Origin of the sequence: Pantoea sp. NSTU24, from assembly GCF_050157905.1 — a bacterium.
In the GTDB taxonomy this organism is placed as follows: domain Bacteria; phylum Pseudomonadota; class Gammaproteobacteria; order Enterobacterales; family Enterobacteriaceae; genus Pantoea.
Map to the genome: position 1 here is coordinate 2,410,482 of NZ_JBKIWZ010000001.1, position 15,651 is coordinate 2,426,132.

14 protein-coding genes and 1 pseudogene are annotated in these 15,651 nt (G+C 57.8%); 2 read left to right on the top strand and 13 right to left on the bottom strand.

Translation table 11 applies throughout. The features are described from left to right. Window positions 1-292: 292 nt before the first annotated feature. Window positions 293-940 carry a two-component system response regulator NarL gene (gene narL, locus ACLHDD_RS11445; protein ID WP_427104201.1) on the top strand — a complete coding sequence of 216 codons (648 nt, stop codon included), beginning with the start codon at window positions 293-295 and terminating at the stop codon, window positions 938-940. Between the two features lie 295 nt (window positions 941-1,235). After that, a complete protein-coding gene (gene mutS / locus ACLHDD_RS11450; protein ID WP_427104202.1) occupies window positions 1,236-3,797 on the top strand; it encodes a DNA mismatch repair protein MutS in 2,562 nt (853 codons plus the stop codon). A 146-nt stretch (window positions 3,798-3,943) separates the two neighbouring features. On the opposite strand, the gene rpoS is transcribed toward mutS, so the two are convergent. The 13 genes and pseudogenes from rpoS to cysG form a co-directional block, all read right to left on the bottom strand. Next, window positions 3,944-4,936 carry an RNA polymerase sigma factor RpoS gene (gene rpoS, locus ACLHDD_RS11455; RefSeq protein WP_427104203.1) on the bottom strand — a complete coding sequence of 331 codons (993 nt, stop codon included), beginning with the start codon at window positions 4,934-4,936 and terminating at the stop codon, window positions 3,944-3,946. Between the two features lie 57 nt (window positions 4,937-4,993). Then, a complete protein-coding gene (nlpD, locus tag ACLHDD_RS11460) occupies window positions 4,994-6,094 on the bottom strand; it encodes a murein hydrolase activator NlpD (RefSeq protein ID WP_427105205.1) in 1,101 nt (366 codons plus the stop codon). Window positions 6,095-6,256: 162 nt separating this feature from the next. Further along, window positions 6,257-6,883: a protein-L-isoaspartate(D-aspartate) O-methyltransferase gene (locus tag ACLHDD_RS11465; protein WP_427104204.1), complete on the bottom strand. Its 627-nt coding sequence runs from the start codon at window positions 6,881-6,883 to the stop codon at window positions 6,257-6,259. Continuing rightward, a complete protein-coding gene (gene surE, locus ACLHDD_RS11470) occupies window positions 6,877-7,638 on the bottom strand; it encodes a 5'/3'-nucleotidase SurE (protein WP_427104205.1) in 762 nt (253 codons plus the stop codon). The genes ACLHDD_RS11465 and surE overlap by 7 nt, the downstream gene beginning before the upstream one ends. A 191-nt stretch (window positions 7,639-7,829) precedes the next feature. Continuing rightward, window positions 7,830-8,870, bottom strand: coding sequence for a tRNA pseudouridine(13) synthase TruD (truD, locus tag ACLHDD_RS11475; protein WP_427104206.1), 1,041 nt, complete (start codon window positions 8,868-8,870; stop codon window positions 7,830-7,832). Then, a complete protein-coding gene (gene ispF, locus ACLHDD_RS11480; RefSeq protein WP_086906370.1) occupies window positions 8,867-9,349 on the bottom strand; it encodes a 2-C-methyl-D-erythritol 2,4-cyclodiphosphate synthase in 483 nt (160 codons plus the stop codon). The genes truD and ispF overlap by 4 nt, the downstream gene beginning before the upstream one ends. After that, window positions 9,349-10,065, bottom strand: coding sequence for a 2-C-methyl-D-erythritol 4-phosphate cytidylyltransferase (ispD, locus tag ACLHDD_RS11485; RefSeq protein ID WP_427104207.1), 717 nt, complete (start codon window positions 10,063-10,065; stop codon window positions 9,349-9,351). Before ispD ends, ispF begins: the two co-directional genes overlap by 1 nt. Window positions 10,066-10,068: 3 nt before the next feature. Further along, window positions 10,069-10,386 (bottom strand): cell division protein FtsB, encoded by a 318-nt coding sequence (gene ftsB, locus ACLHDD_RS11490; RefSeq protein ID WP_111141653.1) that lies wholly within the window; start codon window positions 10,384-10,386, stop codon window positions 10,069-10,071. A gap of 177 nt (window positions 10,387-10,563) precedes the next feature. Then, window positions 10,564-10,884 carry a DUF3561 family protein gene (locus ACLHDD_RS11495; RefSeq protein ID WP_111141643.1) on the bottom strand — a complete coding sequence of 107 codons (321 nt, stop codon included), beginning with the start codon at window positions 10,882-10,884 and terminating at the stop codon, window positions 10,564-10,566. A gap of 54 nt (window positions 10,885-10,938) precedes the next feature. Beyond that, on the bottom strand, window positions 10,939-11,544 hold the full coding sequence (gene cysC, locus ACLHDD_RS11500) for an adenylyl-sulfate kinase (protein WP_427104208.1): 606 nt from the start codon (window positions 11,542-11,544) through the stop codon (window positions 10,939-10,941). Continuing rightward, window positions 11,544-12,970: pseudogene (cysN, locus tag ACLHDD_RS11505) on the bottom strand (sulfate adenylyltransferase subunit CysN). Before cysN ends, cysC begins: the two are co-directional and overlap by 1 nt. Before the next feature lie 11 nt (window positions 12,971-12,981). Further along, complete coding sequence (gene cysD / locus ACLHDD_RS11510) at window positions 12,982-13,890, bottom strand: sulfate adenylyltransferase subunit CysD (RefSeq protein WP_427104209.1); 909 nt, start codon at window positions 13,888-13,890, stop codon at window positions 12,982-12,984. A 9-nt stretch (window positions 13,891-13,899) separates the two neighbouring features. After that, on the bottom strand, window positions 13,900-15,315 hold the full coding sequence (cysG, locus tag ACLHDD_RS11515; RefSeq protein ID WP_427104210.1) for a siroheme synthase CysG: 1,416 nt from the start codon (window positions 15,313-15,315) through the stop codon (window positions 13,900-13,902). Window positions 15,316-15,651: the final 336 nt, after the last annotated feature.

Sequence of the window (15,651 nt, forward strand, 5' to 3'; positions counted from 1 at the left end):
ATTGTGCCTATCCTGCGTATCCGGCCTGCCCGTTTGCTTGACACAAATCAACGGCAAGGCAGGTTGCCCGCGCGCCGTCATCCCGGCTCGTCCCGGTTAAGTAGCGAGCCAGAAATCAATAGCCCTTATAAATCATAAGGTTTAAACGCACCTGCCCACTGCATCCGCAAGAGGAAGGTCAGATGGAAATAAAGGAGTAGTCCTTTGGGGGTATGTGGCCTCCCTGCTTCCCCGTTAAGATAGGCCTCTTCATCTGCACGACGCTGGCGGTCTGACAGAAACAGGAGAGAGGGTGGCGGCAGAAAAACACACACTTTTATTGATTGACGATCATCCCATGCTGCGTAGCGGGATGAAGCAACTGATGGTACTGGATCCGCGACTGCAGGTGGTGGCCGAAGCCGGTAACGGCATCGAGGGGCTGGCGCTGGCTCAGCAGCACGATCCTGACCTGATCCTGCTCGATCTCAACATGCCTGGTCTGAACGGACTGGATACCCTGACTCAGCTGCGCGAAATGGCCCTTTCCGGCCGGGTAGTCGTGTTCAGCATGTCAGATGACGAAGAGGATGTCGTCAGCGCACTGAAGCGCGGCGCTGATGGGTATCTGCTGAAAGATATGGAGCCGGAAGCCCTGCTGAAAGCACTGTATCAGGCAGCGGCTGGTCAGATTGTCCTGAGCGAGGCGCTGACGCCGGTTCTGGTTTCCCGACTGCGTGCAGCGCAACCTGCACGGTCGGGCGACATCAGTCAGCTCACCCGGCGTGAACGGGAAATCCTGTTATTGATCAGTGAGGGGATGACGAATAAAACAATTGCCCGAAAACTGGCGATCAGCGAAAGCACCGTCAAGGTTCACGTCAAATACCTGCTGAAGAAGATGAACCTCAAATCCCGGCTCGAAGCCGCCGTCTGGGCGCTGCAGAACGGGCTGCGCTGACGGGCTGCGCTCCTGAACCGGACAGCCTCTCTGAATAGCCGTGTAAACCGCGAGCCGCCTCGCAGCAATCGATCAGTAATCTGAAAACCGTGACTTTTCTGTCGCCAGCCGCCGCCACGTTTGCCAGGATGCCTGTCAGCTTTACAGGGTCAGGCGCGCGGCGATGCATCAGGCTGGCATAAGCCCTGCCCTATTCGTTATCATCTGTTTATCCTGCGCGCCGACGCTAATTCCTTTCGGTTTCATGGGCGTTGACCGCCAGAACTTTACCGCAGCAAAGATGAGTTAAAACCTTATGCAAGAGCCAACCGAAAAGGACTTTCCTTCTCATACCCCAATGATGCAGCAGTACCTGCGCCTCAAGGCAGAACATCCTGACATTCTGCTGTTTTACCGGATGGGTGATTTCTACGAGCTGTTTTATGACGACGCTAAGCGCGCCTCGCAGCTGCTGGAAATCTCACTCACCAAACGCGGCGCATCCGCGGGTGAACCGATTCCGATGGCCGGTGTGCCTCATCATGCGGTGGAAGGTTATCTGGCTAAGCTGGTGCAGCTGGGCGAATCGGTTGCCATCTGCGAACAGATTGGCGACCCGGCGCTGAGCAAAGGGCCGGTTGAGCGCAAAGTGGTGCGCATCGTGACCCCCGGCACCATTAGTGATGAGGCGCTGCTGCAGGAACGGCATGACAATCTGCTGGCAGCGATTGTGCAGAGCCCGCGCGGTTTTGGCTACGCCACGCTCGATATCAGCTCAGGCCGTTTTCGTCTGAGCGAACCTGCCGATGCCGAAACGATGGCGGCCGAGTTGCAGCGCACCAATCCCGCCGAGCTGCTCTATCCTGAAGATTTTCAGGCGATGTCGCTGATCGACCAGCGGCGCGGCCTGCGTCGCCGTCCGCTCTGGGAGTTTGAGATCGACACCGCCCGTCAGCAGCTCAATCTGCAGTTCGGCACCCGCGATCTTAACGGCTTTGGCGTGGAAAATGCGCATCTGGGACTGAGCGCGGCCGGTTGTCTGCTGCAATATGCCAAAGATACCCAGCGCACCACGTTGCCCCACATCCGCTCACTGAGCATGGAGCGGCAGCAGGACAGCATTATCATGGATGCCGCCACCCGCCGTAATCTGGAAATCACCCAGAACATGGCCGGCGGTACCGACAATACGCTGGCGGCCGTGCTGGATAAAACGGTCACGCCGATGGGAAGCCGGATGCTGAAGCGCTGGCTGCACATGCCACTGCGTGATGCGGAGACAATTACCCAGCGTCAGGCGTCGATTGCTGAGCTGCAGAACCTTAGCGAAGCACTGCAACCGGTGCTGCGTCAGGTTGGCGATCTGGAGCGTATTCTGGCGCGGCTGGCCCTGCGCACCGCCCGTCCGCGCGATCTGGCTCGCATGCGTCACGCGTTCCAGCAATTGCCGGAACTCAACCGCCTGCTGGCTGATGTACAGGCGCCTCAGCTGCAGAAACTGCGTACCCGGATGGGTGAGTTTACCGCACTGCGCGAGCTGCTGGAGCAGGCCGTCATCGAGTCACCGCCGGTGCTGATCCGCGACGGCGGCGTGATTGCGCCCGGCTACAACGCGGAGCTGGACGAGTGGCGCGCGCTGGCCGATGGTGCTACCGACTACCTCGACAGGCTGGAAATCCGCGAGCGCGAGAAGCTGGGACTCGACACCCTGAAGGTCGGATTCAATGGCGTGCACGGCTATTACATCCAGGTCAGCCGGGGACAAAGCCATCAGGTTCCGATGCACTATGTGCGCCGTCAGACGCTGAAAAATGCTGAGCGCTACATCATTCCGGAACTCAAGGAGTATGAAGACAAAGTCCTGACCTCCAAAAGCAAAGCCCTGTCGCTGGAAAAAAGTCTCTATGAGGCGCTGTTCGATCAGCTGCTGCCCCATCTTGAAGATCTGCAGCTGAGCGCAACGGCGCTGGCTGAGCTGGATGTGTTAAGCAACCTGGCGGAACGAGCCTGGACCCTTAACTATTGCCGTCCGGTATTACAGGATAAAGCCGGAATCAAAATCAGCGGTGGTCGCCATCCCGTGGTTGAACAGGTGCTGAAAGAGCCGTTTATTGCCAATCCGCTGTCACTGGCGCCTCAGCGCAGAATGTTGATCATCACCGGTCCTAATATGGGCGGTAAAAGTACCTATATGCGGCAGGCGGCGCTGATTGCACTGATGGCCTGGATGGGAAGTTTTGTGCCCGCCGACGAGGCGCTGATTGGCCCGCTGGATCGCATCTTTACCCGCGTCGGGGCCGCTGATGACCTGGCCTCCGGTCGCTCGACCTTTATGGTGGAGATGACGGAAACCGCCAACATCCTGCACAACGCCACCGAAAACAGCCTGGTGCTGATGGATGAGATTGGCCGCGGCACCTCAACCTATGACGGTCTGTCGCTGGCCTGGGCCTGCGCCGAGAACCTGGCCAACCGCATCAAGGCCATGACGCTGTTTGCCACGCACTACTTTGAACTGACCACCCTGCCGGAAAAAATGGAAGGTGTGGTCAATGTCCATCTGGATGCCGTCGAGCATGGGGAAACCATTGCTTTTATGCACAGCGTTCAGGAAGGCGCGGCGAGTAAGAGTTACGGTCTGGCCGTGGCCGCGCTGGCTGGCGTGCCGAAAGAGGTGATTAAGCGGGCGCGGAACAAGCTGAAGGAGCTGGAAACGGTGTCCGGTCACGCTGCCTCCTCGACCGTCGATGGGTCTCAGCTGCCGCTGCTGGTGGAGGAGACATCGCCGGCCATAGAGGCACTGGAAGCGCTGGATCCGGATACACTGACGCCGCGTCAGGCACTTGACTGGATTTACCGTCTTAAATCACTGGTCTGACCTCGTACCGCGCCGCGTTCCCACGCGGTGCGGTTCCGCCGTGCATTCTGCCTCTGCGCCGCGTTTTACTTTTTCCGCAGGCATAAAAAAAGCGGTGGTTTTCACCACCGCTTTTTGCGTAAGTCAGCCAACAGGCTTAATGACGATTATTCACGAAAGAGTGCTTCAATGTTGAGACCCTGCGCCTGCAGGATTTCGCGCAGACGGCGCAAACCTTCAACCTGAATCTGACGTACACGCTCGCGGGTTAAGCCGATTTCGCGGCCCACATCCTCAAGCGTTGCGGCTTCATAGCCCAACAGACCGAAGCGACGCGCCAGTACCTCACGCTGCTTGGCATTCAGTTCGAACAGCCATTTGACGATGCTTTGTTTCATATCATCGTCCTGCGTGGTGTCTTCCGGACCGTTGTCTTTTTCATCGGCCAGAATATCCAGCAGCGCTTTCTCAGAGTCTCCGCCTAATGGCGTATCGACTGAGGTGATGCGTTCGTTGAGACGCAACATGCGGCTGACATCATCAACCGGTTTATCAAGCTGCTCAGCGATCTCTTCCGCACTCGGCTCATGGTCGAGCTTGTGGGAAAGTTCACGCGCAGTACGCAGATAAACATTCAGCTCTTTCACGATGTGAATCGGCAGACGGATAGTACGGGTTTGATTCATGATCGCCCGTTCAATAGTCTGACGAATCCACCAGGTGGCATAAGTTGAGAAACGGAACCCGCGCTCCGGATCAAATTTCTCAACGGCACGAATCAGGCCGAGGTTACCTTCTTCAATCAGGTCCAGCAGTGCTAAACCACGATTGCTGTAACGACGGGCGATTTTAACCACCAGGCGTAAGTTACTTTCAATCATACGGCGACGGGAAGGAATATCACCCCGCAATGCACGGCGAGCGAAGAACACTTCTTCCTCTGCCGTTAACAACGGAGAATAGCCAATCTCCCCGAGATAGAGCTGCGTCGCATCTAAGACACGCTGCGTCGCACCCTGTGATAGCAACTCTTCTTCCGCTACGTCGCTATCACTGACTTCGTTTTCAACGAGTGCTTTCTCGTCAAAAATTTCAGCTCCGTTCTCATCGAATTCCGCGTTCTCATGTAACTCGTTTACTTTCAGCGTATTCTGGCTCATAAGCGGCTCCTACCCGTGATTCCAGGGCAGAACGTAAAGCTGTTGTGTTCTGCCGGATTATCGCTGCGGTAAATAACGCAACGGGTTTACGGATTTCCCCTTGTAACGAATTTCAAAGTGTAATCTGACTGAACTGGTTCCGGTGCTACCCATGGTAGCGATCTTTTGCCCCGCCTTAACTTCCTGTTGTTCCCGGACCAGCATTGTATCGTTGTGGGCGTAGGCGCTCAGGTAATCATCATTGTGTTTGATGATGATTAAATTACCGTAACCCCGGAGTGCGTTACCTGCGTAAACCACTCGTCCTGAAGCAGTGGCCACCACAGATTGTCCGCGTGTCCCGGCGATATCGATACCTTTATTGCCACCTTCGGCGGCAGAGAAGTTATCAATAATCTTCCCATCAGTCGGCCAGCGCCAGCTTCCGACCGGCGTTGAACTGTTGGTTGTGCTGCTAACCGTAGGGGGTGCGGTAATCACTGGAGCTGTTGTCGTTGCAACATTTGCTCCTTTCGAAGGCAACAATTTGCTGCCACCCGAATTTCCCGAATCATCAGAATACGTAATAACAGGTTGCTGTGCAACAGCAGGAGATTTAATTTGTGGTGCTGCCACAATCCCGCCCTGCGTTGCATCAGCCGCAGTAATGGAATTTCCACCGGTAATTGGCTGACCCGACCCATTTCCAATCTGTAAAGTCTGCCCGACATTCAGGCTGTATGGCGCCGGAACGTTGTTGCGCTGGGCTAAATCGCGGAAATCGTTGCCGGTGATCCAGGCAATATAGAACAATGTGTCTCCACGCTTAACGGTGTACGTTTCACCAGAGTAGCTACCCTTAGGAATATTCTGGTAACTGCGGTTGTACACTATACGGCCATTCTGCGTTTCAACATTATTGCTGGTACTAATCATTCCACCGCTGACTGGAGCAGATACTGAATTTCTGCTTAACATTTGTCCCTGAGAGGGTGCAGCAGGAATACCGCCTGAAACCTGACCTCCGCCCGCCGGGCTGTTCAGCATGCCGCCATTATCGCCGACACGACTGATAGGGGCCTGAGAATTGTCGCCAGAGCTGCATCCTGCCAGCCAGAAACCGACCAGTGAAAGAGCCGCCAGACGGCGTAACTGAAAAAGTGTGCTTCCCGTGCTCATTAATCCCCCGTGATGGCAGCGCTGTTCTGTGTATTTCACTGAACCTGCCAGCAGAATGCTCTGCATGGCGCGATAAAATCTGTTTTTTTAATGCATAAATTGGATAGTAACAACATCAGCTACGTGGTGCCATGAAACAGTTGTGAAGAAATACGTAGAAAGTCAGGCCAAATCGCCCTGCACCAGTGGCACAAAACGCACCGGCTCAATGATCTCTTCCACGATCTCTTCGCCCTGACGACGCAGGCGCTTCAGCACCTGCTGCTCTTCGCCAACCGGCAGCACCATAATGCCGCCTTCTGCCAGCTGTGCTATCAGCGCAATCGGAATTTCCGGCGGTGCCGCCGTAACAATAATCGCATCGAAAGGGCCACGCGAAGGCCAGCCCTGCCAGCCATCGCCATGGCGGGTAGAAACGTTATGCAGATCCAGCTGCTTGAGGCGACGCTTGGCCTGCCACTGCAACCCTTTAATCCGCTCCACGGAATAAACATGATCGACCAGATGAGCCAGAATGGCCGTCTGGTAACCCGAGCCAGTGCCAATTTCCAGCACCCGCGAGTGCGGATTGAGCGCCAGTAGCGCCGTCATTCGCGCCACCATATAAGGCTGAGAGATCGTCTGTCCGGAGCCGATAGGCAGGGCAACATTGTCCCAGGCTTTATGCTCGAAAGCCTCGTCGATAAAACGCTCGCGTGGCACGTCACTCAGGGCTTTCAGCAGATTTTCATCATCGATGCCCTGCTGACGCAGCTGCGACAACAATGTCTCAATACGCCGGTTTACCATGCCAGGTTTACCTCAGCGTGGGTCAGCCAGTCGCTAAGCACATCCTGCGCGCTGTGCGCCGTCAAATCGACGTGCAGTGCGGTGACAGACACATAGCCCTGATCTACGGCGGCGAAGTCTGTATCCGGCCCCGCATCCAGCTGTTCACCGGGCGGGCCAATCCAGTAGAGGGTATTGCCACGTGGATCCTGCTGGGCAATCACCTGGTCGGCAGGATGGCGGCTGCCGCAGCGCGTTACGCGAATACCTTTAAGCTCTGCCAGAGGTAAATCGGGAACGTTGATGTTGAGTATGCGCCCCGTACGCAGCGGTTTATGCGTCAGCGCTTTCAGGATGGCGCATACGACCGCCGCCGCCGTCGCGTAGTGCTGATGACCATTCAGCGATACCGCGATAGCCGGCAGGCCAAGATGCCGCCCTTCCATCGCGGCCGCTACCGTGCCGGAGTAGATCACATCATCACCCAGGTTGGGGCCGGCATTGATTCCTGATACCACAATATCGGGACGCGGCTGCATCAGTGCATTCACCCCCAGATAAACGCAATCGGTCGGCGTGCCCATCTGAACCGCAATATCGCCGTTTTCATGGGTGAAGGTGCGCAGAGGCGTTTCCAGGGTTAATGAGTTCGAGGCACCGCTTCGGTTACGATCGGGGGCAACAACCTGAACGTCAGCAATCTGCCGAAGGGCTTTTGCCAGAGTCTGAATCCCTGGCGCATGAATGCCGTCATCGTTACTGAGCAATATCCGCATTTCGTTCTGACCTTTTTTTATTCGACTGGTCGCTGTGGCTGAACCTGTCTGAACGGCATGGCAACAGGTGGGACATGGACAGCGATTTTTGCATTCTAGCGAGGCACGCGAGGAAGTGGTAGGCGTAAATCACAGGACAACAGAGGTTTGCCGCAACATTACCCACGCCGTGGACAATGTTGCGACAGCGATTACTCATCAGGCTGGTCGGGGGAGTCCGTGTGGGTCAGCAGTTCCCGGACAACGCTGGTGGCAAAGCTGCCTGCGGGCAGCCAGAACGCCAGCACCAGCGTCGCCGCATCCTGCCAGTGCCACTGCATATCGCGCGGCACCACCAGCATGGCGCGGCGTGCGGCGTCGACTTTCTCGCGTTCAGTCAGACCGGTTAACAGTGTAGCATCGGCCAGCACCTGCTGTTCAAAAGCCAGCGCCTCCGCCTGTGGGCCTGGCTCGCCGCGCCCCGGCAGCGGCGCGGTAATGCGCAGCTCATGCTGATCGACCCGGCGCTGCGACTCTGCCAGCTCATCGGGCTGCACGACAAACCAGCTGCCACGGCCGGTCAGCTGCAGCGCATCGCCGTTGAGCACCTGAGTCAGCCCACCCTGCTGCTGCAGACGCGCGCTGGTCACTTGGTTAAACAGCGCGCTGCGGGTGGCAGAGAGCATCAGGCTGCGCTTGTTGCGGTCGCGCAGGCTAATCTCATTGCGCGCCCACTTCTCCGCCATCACAAGGTTATTACCGCCGCGACCAAAGCGCTGTTCACCGAAATAGTTCGGCACACCCGCCGCGCAAATCTGCGCCAGCCGGGTTTCGACAGCGTCACGGTCACTGATCTGACGAATGACCAGCCGGAACGCGTTGCCTGCCAGCGCACCGATGCGCAGCTTACGTTTGTGGCGCACCGCCTGCAGGATGTCGACCCCTTCCAGCGCGAAACCGCGCAGATCGGGCATCGCATTGCCCGGCAGACGGAAACAGAGCGTCTGCTCCGTCACCGCATGGCGGTCTTTCATCCCGGCATAGCTCAGGTCGCGCGCAGGCACGCCAAGATACTTCGCCAGCGCTTCCGCCACGAAGCGGGTATTAGCGCCCACCTTCCGGATGCGCACCAGCAGATGCTCACCTTCTCCATCCGGGCCGTAGCCCAGATCTTCCACGACCACAAAATCGTCCGGATTCGCCTTGATGACGCCGGAGGCGACGGGCGTGCCGTGCAGGTAATTCAGATTCATTGGCTGTCTGCTTTCAGCAGTAAGGCCACTGCCTCGCAGGCGATCCCTTCGCCGCGCCCGGTAAAGCCCAGCTTTTCTGTCGTAGTGGCTTTCACATTGACGGCATCCATGTGGCAACCCAGATCTTCCGCGATGTTAATTCGCATCTGCGGCACGTGCGGCAGCATTTTAGGTGCCTGCGCGATAATCGTGACGTCCACATTGCCGATGCGATAGCCTTTGGCTTCGATACGGCGCCAGGCCTCGCGCAGCAGGCCCCGGCTGTCCGCGCCTTTAAAGGCGGGATCGGTATCCGGGAACAGTTTACCGATATCGCCCATCGCGACGGCACCCAGCAGAGCATCAGTGAGCGCATGCAGCGCCACGTCGCCATCCGAATGGGCGATAAACCCCTGCTCAAACGGGATCCGCACACCGCCAATCACTAACGGACCCTCTCCGCCAAAGGCGTGAACGTCAAAACCGTGACCGATACGCATCATGCGCTCTCCTTTAATTGAATCTGACTCAGATAGAAAGCCGCCAGGGCCAGATCTTCCGGCCGGGTGACTTTAATGTTATCGCTGCGTCCGCTGACCAGCAGCGGATGGTAGCCACAATACTCCAGCGCCGACGCTTCATCGGTGATAGTGGCGCCTTCGTTCAGCGCGCGCGTCAGGCAGGCGGTAAGCAGCGCATGCGGGAAGAACTGTGGCGTTAAGGCGTGCCAGAGATCGTCGCGTTCCACCGTGTGAGCGACCGCCGCTTTACCCGGCTCGCCCCGTTTCATGGTGTCGCGCACGGGCGCGGCCAGAATCCCGCCGACGTGACTCTGCTGGCGCACATTCAGCAGTTGCTGAAGATCGTCGGGATGCAGGCAGGGACGCGCCGCGTCATGGACCAGCACCCACGCGGAACCCTGGGCGGCCTGTAAGCCAGCCAGCACGGATTCGGCGCGCGTCTCGCCACCGGTAACCCGGAGCACACGGGGATCCTGGGCCAGCGGCAGCGAACTGAAATACTGGTCGTCGGGGCTGAGGGCGACAATAACCTGCCGGATAGCGGGATGGGAAAACAGACGGGCAATGCTGTGTTCCAGAAGGGTGTGCTGACCAATCGTCAGATACTGCTTCGGACAGGTTGCCTGCATGCGGCTGCCAATCCCGGCAGCGGGCACCACGGCAATCACATCCGCAAGGGAGGCCAGAGTGTTCATGTTTTATCGTTGTTGGTTTTGCGCAGAGAGTTGCGCGTTGCGTTTGTTCTGGTCAGGCACCAGACGATAGAAGGTCTCACCGGGCTTAATCATGCCCAGTTCGTTGCGTGCACGCTCCTCGATCGCTTCCGAGCCGCCATTGAGGTCGTCAATTTCGGCAAACAGCTGATCGTTGCGCGACTTCAGTTTGGCATTGTTTGCCTGTTGCACCGCGACATCATCATTGACGCGCGTATAGTCATGGATGCCATTTTTCCCCAGCCACAACGAATATTGCAGCCAGCCAAGCAGCACCAGTAACAGTAACGTCAGTTTTCCCATCCCGCCCCCTAAAATCGGCCCAATCATCCCATAACTTTGCACAGGACTCCACACCAGCCGCGAAAATGGCGCGCTTTGCTGCGCGTCTGTGCAAAATATGAATCTGTGCCGATTCTGACGGGAAAAGATTTGTAACCTGCCGATGCGTTTGCACATCAGTACAGGCGGCGTGAGGCGTTACCAGCCGGAGAGGAAAGAGAACATCAGCCAGAAGAGTGTGACCACAATAATCACCGTGGCGAGTGCAGCCCAGAGCCACTGACCACTGAGAAGCGTATTCAGTGCGATACCCGTGACCACGGCAACCGGCAGCAGGGCCAGAAAGAATGGCCAGGTATAAAGAAAGAAAAACAGCGTGTTAGAGCCGAACAGCAGAAAGGGAATCGCCAGCGCGCACCAGTAAGCGAGAAAGCCGATCACGCCACCCGGCAGCAATGAGCGCGGCTCATCACGGGAAGCGTCATCTTTACGGGCGAGCATTGGGGTAATGTTCTGCATAGGCATCCTGTTGGCGCGAGGGCGGCAAATCAGAAGCGATCTGCCGCTGTCTCTTCAGGATCTGATGATATCGCGGTCACGCAGCAGGTCTAACAATTGGGCTGCCAGTTTTGTAACCAATTGTTCGCCATCCAGCTGGATTTCCGGGCGGTCAGGCGCCTCATAAACGCTGTCGATACCGGTGAAATTACGCAGCTCACCCGCACGCGCTTTACGGTACAAGCCTTTGGGATCGCGCGCTTCACACACGGCCAGCGGCGTATCAACAAAGACCTCGATAAACTGTCCGGGTTCGAGCAGATCGCGCACCATCTGCCGCTCGGCGCGATGCGGCGAGATAAAGGCCGTCAGCACCACCAGCCCGGCATCGACCATCAGTTTCGCCACTTCGCCGACCCGACGGATATTCTCTTTGCGGTCGTCATCGCTGAAACCGAGGTCACGGCAGAGGCCGTGGCGCACGTTGTCACCGTCCAGCAGATAGGTGCTGACGCCGATACGGTGCAGCGCCTGTTCCAGCGCGCCCGCAACGGTTGATTTGCCCGAGCCCGAAAGCCCGGTAAACCACAGCACCGCCCCCTGGTGACCATGCTGCTGCTCGCGAGCGGCGCGTGTCACCGGATGGTCATGCCACACCACATTCTCATCATGCCCGGCCATTACTGACCGCCCAGCAGGTCACGCGCATTCCAGTGCGGGAAGTGACGGCGCACCAGCGCATTCAGTTCCAGCTCAAAGGCGCTGAACTCACCGCGGTTAACCGGCGCGTCCAGATTCGGCTGATAAATCATGCCGGCCCCGACGGTGACGTTACTCAGGCGATCGATAAAGATCATGCCGCCGGTCACCGGGTTCTGCTGATAGCTGTCGAGCACCATCGGTTCATCGAAGGTGATCTCAACGCGACCGATGCCGTTCAGCGGCAGCGCATCGACCTGATGCGTCTCCAGTGAGTTAATTTCGACCTGATGCAGCACCTTCTCAACCCGGCCACGGTCTTTTTCCCGGCGATTTTCAGGTCATAGCTCTGACCGGCCTGCAGCGGCTGCTCCGCCATCCAGACCACATCAACGCTGGCGGACTGAACCGCCGTCAGCGTTTCACCGGCGTCGACCAGCAGATCGCCGCGGCTGATATCAATCTCATCCGCCAGCACCAGGGTGATCGCCTCGCCTGCGCCCGCTTCCTGCAGATCGCCATCAAAGGTGACAATGCGCGCAACGGTAGACTCGACGCCGGAAGGCAGCACTTTGACACGCTGTCCCACCTGCACGCTGCCCGATGCCAGCGTGCCGGCATAGCCGCGGAAATCCAGGTTCGGACGATTGACATACTGCACCGGGAAACGCATCGGCTGATGATCGACGACACGCTTCAGCTCCACGGTTTCCAGCACATCCAGCAGCGTCGGGCCGCTGTACCACGGCATGGTCTGGCTGGCAGAGGCGACGTTGTCTCCTTCAAGCGCCGACATCGGCACAAAGCGGATATCAAGATCGTCGGGCAGCTGAGCCGCAAAATCGAGGTAATCCTGTTTGATCTGCTCAAAACGTTCCTGGCTGTACTCCACCAGATCCATCTTGTTGATCGCCACAACCAGATGTTTGATCCCCAGCAGCGTCGAGATAAAACTGTGACGGCGGGTCTGATCCAGCACGCCTTTACGCGCATCGATCAGCAGGATCGCCAGATCGCAGGTTGAGGCGCCGGTCGCCATGTTGCGGGTGTACTGCTCATGGCCCGGCGTGTCGGCAATGATAAATTTACGTTTTTCGGTCGAGAAGTAGCGGTAAGCCACATCGATGGTAATGCCCTGCTCACGCTCTGCCTGCAGGCCATCCACCAGTAGCGCCAGATCGAGTTTCTCGCCCTGTGTGCCGTGACGCTTGCTGTCGTTGTGCAGGGATGAGAGCTGATCTTCATAGATCTGACGGGTGTCATGCAGCAGACGACCGATCAGCGTACTTTTGCCATCGTCCACGCTGCCGCAGGTCAGAAAACGCAGCAGGCTTTTGTGCTGTTGCGCGGTCAGCCAGGCTTCAACGCCACCCTGCTCGGCAATCTGTTGTGCAATTACGGTATTCATCTGGCGTCTCCTTAGAAATAACCCTGACGTTTTTTCAGTTCCATCGAACCGGACTGATCGCGATCGATCACGCGGCCCTGACGCTCGCTGGTAGTGGAAACCAGCATCTCTTCGATGATATCCGGCAGCGTCTGCGCCTCAGACTCTACGGCGCCGGTCAGCGGCCAGCAGCCCAGCGTGCGGAAACGCACCATCCGCTCGGTGATCTCTTCGCCCGGCTGCAGGTTGATGCGATCGTCATCGATCATCATCAGCATGCCATCGCGCTCCAGCACCGGACGCGGCGCGGCGAGATAGAGCGGCACGATCTCGATATTTTCCAGGAAGATGTACTGCCAGATATCCAGTTCGGTCCAGTTCGACAGCGGGAAGACGCGGATGCTTTCGCCTTTGTTGATCTGACCGTTGTAGTTGTGCCACAGCTCAGGACGCTGGTTTTTCGGGTCCCAGCGATGGAAGCGGTCGCGGAACGAGTAAATGCGCTCTTTCGCGCGTGATTTCTCTTCGTCACGACGTGCGCCGCCAAAGGCCGCGTCAAAACCATATTTGTTCAGCGCCTGCTTCAGCCCTTCGGTCTTCATGATGTCCGTGTGTTTGGCACTGCCGTGAACAAAGGGGTTGATCCCCATCGCCACACCTTCCGGGTTGCGGTGAACCAGCAGCTCTGCGCCCATCGCTTTCACGGTGCGGTCACGGAATTCGTACATTTCACGAAATTTCCAGCCGGTATCCACATGCAGCAGCGGGAACGGCAGCGTGCCCGGATAGAAGGCTTTGCGCGCCAGATGCAGCATGACGGATGAGTCTTTACCGATGGAGTACATCATCACCGGATTGCTGAACTCCGCCGCCACTTCGCGAATAATATGGATACTCTCCGCCTCCAGCTGACGCAGATGAGTGAGTCGTTTTTGGTCCATGATTTTCCCTCAAGCCAGATTGACAACGGCGGACTCGCGAGCCCCCTGCTGTGCCGAATGTTTAAACCAGGCGAGTTGCCCGTGCAGATTTACCACCTCTCCAATCACCAGCAGCGCCGGAGTGGGTGCTGAGGCGGCCAGCGCCTCAAGTTGTTCTAAGGTGCCGGTCAGCACCTGCTGATCCTGGCGGGTGCCGCGACTGATCACCGCCACCGGCGTGGAGGGCGCGCGGCCATGGGCAATTAACGCTTCGCTGATCGCGGCCGCTTTCACGGTGCCCATATAGATGGCCAGCGTCTGACGCGCACGCGCCAGCGATGGCCAGTCAATGTCATGCCCATCAGGACGGCAGTGACCGGTAATAAACATTACGCTCTGCGCGTAATCGCGATGGGTCAGCGGAATCCCGGCATAAGCTGTTGCGCCCGCGGCGGCCGTGACGCCTGGCACCACCTGGAAGGGAACGCCTGCCAGCTGGGCCGCCTGCAGCTCTTCGCCGCCGCGGCCAAAGATAAAGGGATCTCCCCCCTTCAGCCGTACGACCCGCTTCCCCTTAAGCGCCAGTGAAACCAGCAGCTGATTGATCTCATCCTGCGGCAACGTATGGGCGCTGGCGCGTTTGCCGACGCAGATGCGGTCGGCATCGCGGCGCACCAGATCCAGCACTTCCTCGCTGACCAGATGATCGTAAAGCACCACATCGGCCAGCTGCATCACCTGCAGGCCGCGCAGCGTCAGCAGGCCGCTGTCGCCAGGGCCCGCGCCCACCAGGAAGATCTCGCCCTGACGGGTCGGCTCGGCATGGAGTTCGCGGTCCAGGATCTGTTTCGCCTCTTCAACGTTGCCGGCGGCTATCTGGCTGGCAAACTGCCCTTCAAAGGCGCGTTCCCAGAAGCGGCGGCGGTCGGACATGCGGCTGAAACGCTGTTTGACCTTATCGCGCCAGAGTCCGGCCACCTCCGCCATCTGTCCCAGTGTGGCAGGCAGCAGCGTTTCAATTTTTTCACGCAGCATACGGGCCAGCACCGGGGCGGTGCCACTGGAGGAGATCGCCACCACCAGCGGTGAGCGGTCAACAATCGAGGGGAAGATAAAGGTGCATTTCGGCTGGTCATCGACCACATTAACCAGCTTATGCCGCGCATTGGCAGCATCGAAAACCTGGGTATTAAGTGCGTTGTCGTCGGTGGCGGCAATCACCAGAAAAACGTTATCCAGCTGGGCCGGATCAAACGTGGTCGCTATCCACTCCAGCGCCTGCTCATCATGCAGTGCCTGTAGTTCAGGGCAGAGTTCGCGGGAAGCGATCTGGATACGCGCGCGCGCGCGACGCAGCAGTTCAATTTTACGTGCCGCAATATCTCCACCACCGACAACCAGAACCGGGCGGCCAGAGAGATCGGCAAAAAGAGGCAGATAGTTCACGTTAACCCTGATGTTTTAACTTTGTATTAACGCGACTATACGTCGCAGGGTTCAGGCAGATGAAATTACGAATTGGAATGAGTAGTTACCGAATGGAATAACGCCCCGGCAGAGCACAGAACAAATTGATCTTAACAGATGAAATTAAATGACTTTTTCGTGAAGTGATTCACAGATTTATGCATCCCTGCCCGGGACCAGAAGCAGATAAGTGCCAGTAATACTGACACGACGTGCTGATTAGCGGTTCAGCGCCCGAATCCCCTCACCGGACGGCGGTGCAAAAGGGGTATAATGCGCCCGGCGTGGCGGGCTATGGCCCGCATGCAGAAAGGC

Bases quoted from the DNA above. Each gene is read 5' to 3' on its own strand.
- mutS (WP_427104202.1), top strand. From the start codon at position 1,236: ATGCAAGAGCCAACCGAAAAGGACTTTCCTTCTCATACCCCAATGATG.
- rpoS (WP_427104203.1), bottom strand. From the start codon at position 4,936: ATGAGCCAGAATACGCTGAAAGTAAACGAGTTACATGAGAACGCGGAA.
- nlpD (WP_427105205.1), bottom strand. From the start codon at position 6,094: ATGAGCACGGGAAGCACACTTTTTCAGTTACGCCGTCTGGCGGCTCTT.
- ACLHDD_RS11465 (WP_427104204.1), bottom strand. From the start codon at position 6,883: ATGGTAAACCGGCGTATTGAGACATTGTTGTCGCAGCTGCGTCAGCAG.
- surE (WP_427104205.1), bottom strand. From the start codon at position 7,638: ATGCGGATATTGCTCAGTAACGATGACGGCATTCATGCGCCAGGGATT.
- truD (WP_427104206.1), bottom strand. From the start codon at position 8,870: ATGAATCTGAATTACCTGCACGGCACGCCCGTCGCCTCCGGCGTCATC.
- ispF (WP_086906370.1), bottom strand. From the start codon at position 9,349: ATGCGTATCGGTCACGGTTTTGACGTTCACGCCTTTGGCGGAGAGGGT.
- ispD (WP_427104207.1), bottom strand. From the start codon at position 10,065: ATGAACACTCTGGCCTCCCTTGCGGATGTGATTGCCGTGGTGCCCGCT.
- ftsB (WP_111141653.1), bottom strand. From the start codon at position 10,386: ATGGGAAAACTGACGTTACTGTTACTGGTGCTGCTTGGCTGGCTGCAA.
- ACLHDD_RS11495 (WP_111141643.1), bottom strand. From the start codon at position 10,884: ATGCAGAACATTACCCCAATGCTCGCCCGTAAAGATGACGCTTCCCGT.
- cysC (WP_427104208.1), bottom strand. From the start codon at position 11,544: ATGGCCGGGCATGATGAGAATGTGGTGTGGCATGACCATCCGGTGACA.
- cysD (WP_427104209.1), bottom strand. From the start codon at position 13,890: ATGGACCAAAAACGACTCACTCATCTGCGTCAGCTGGAGGCGGAGAGT.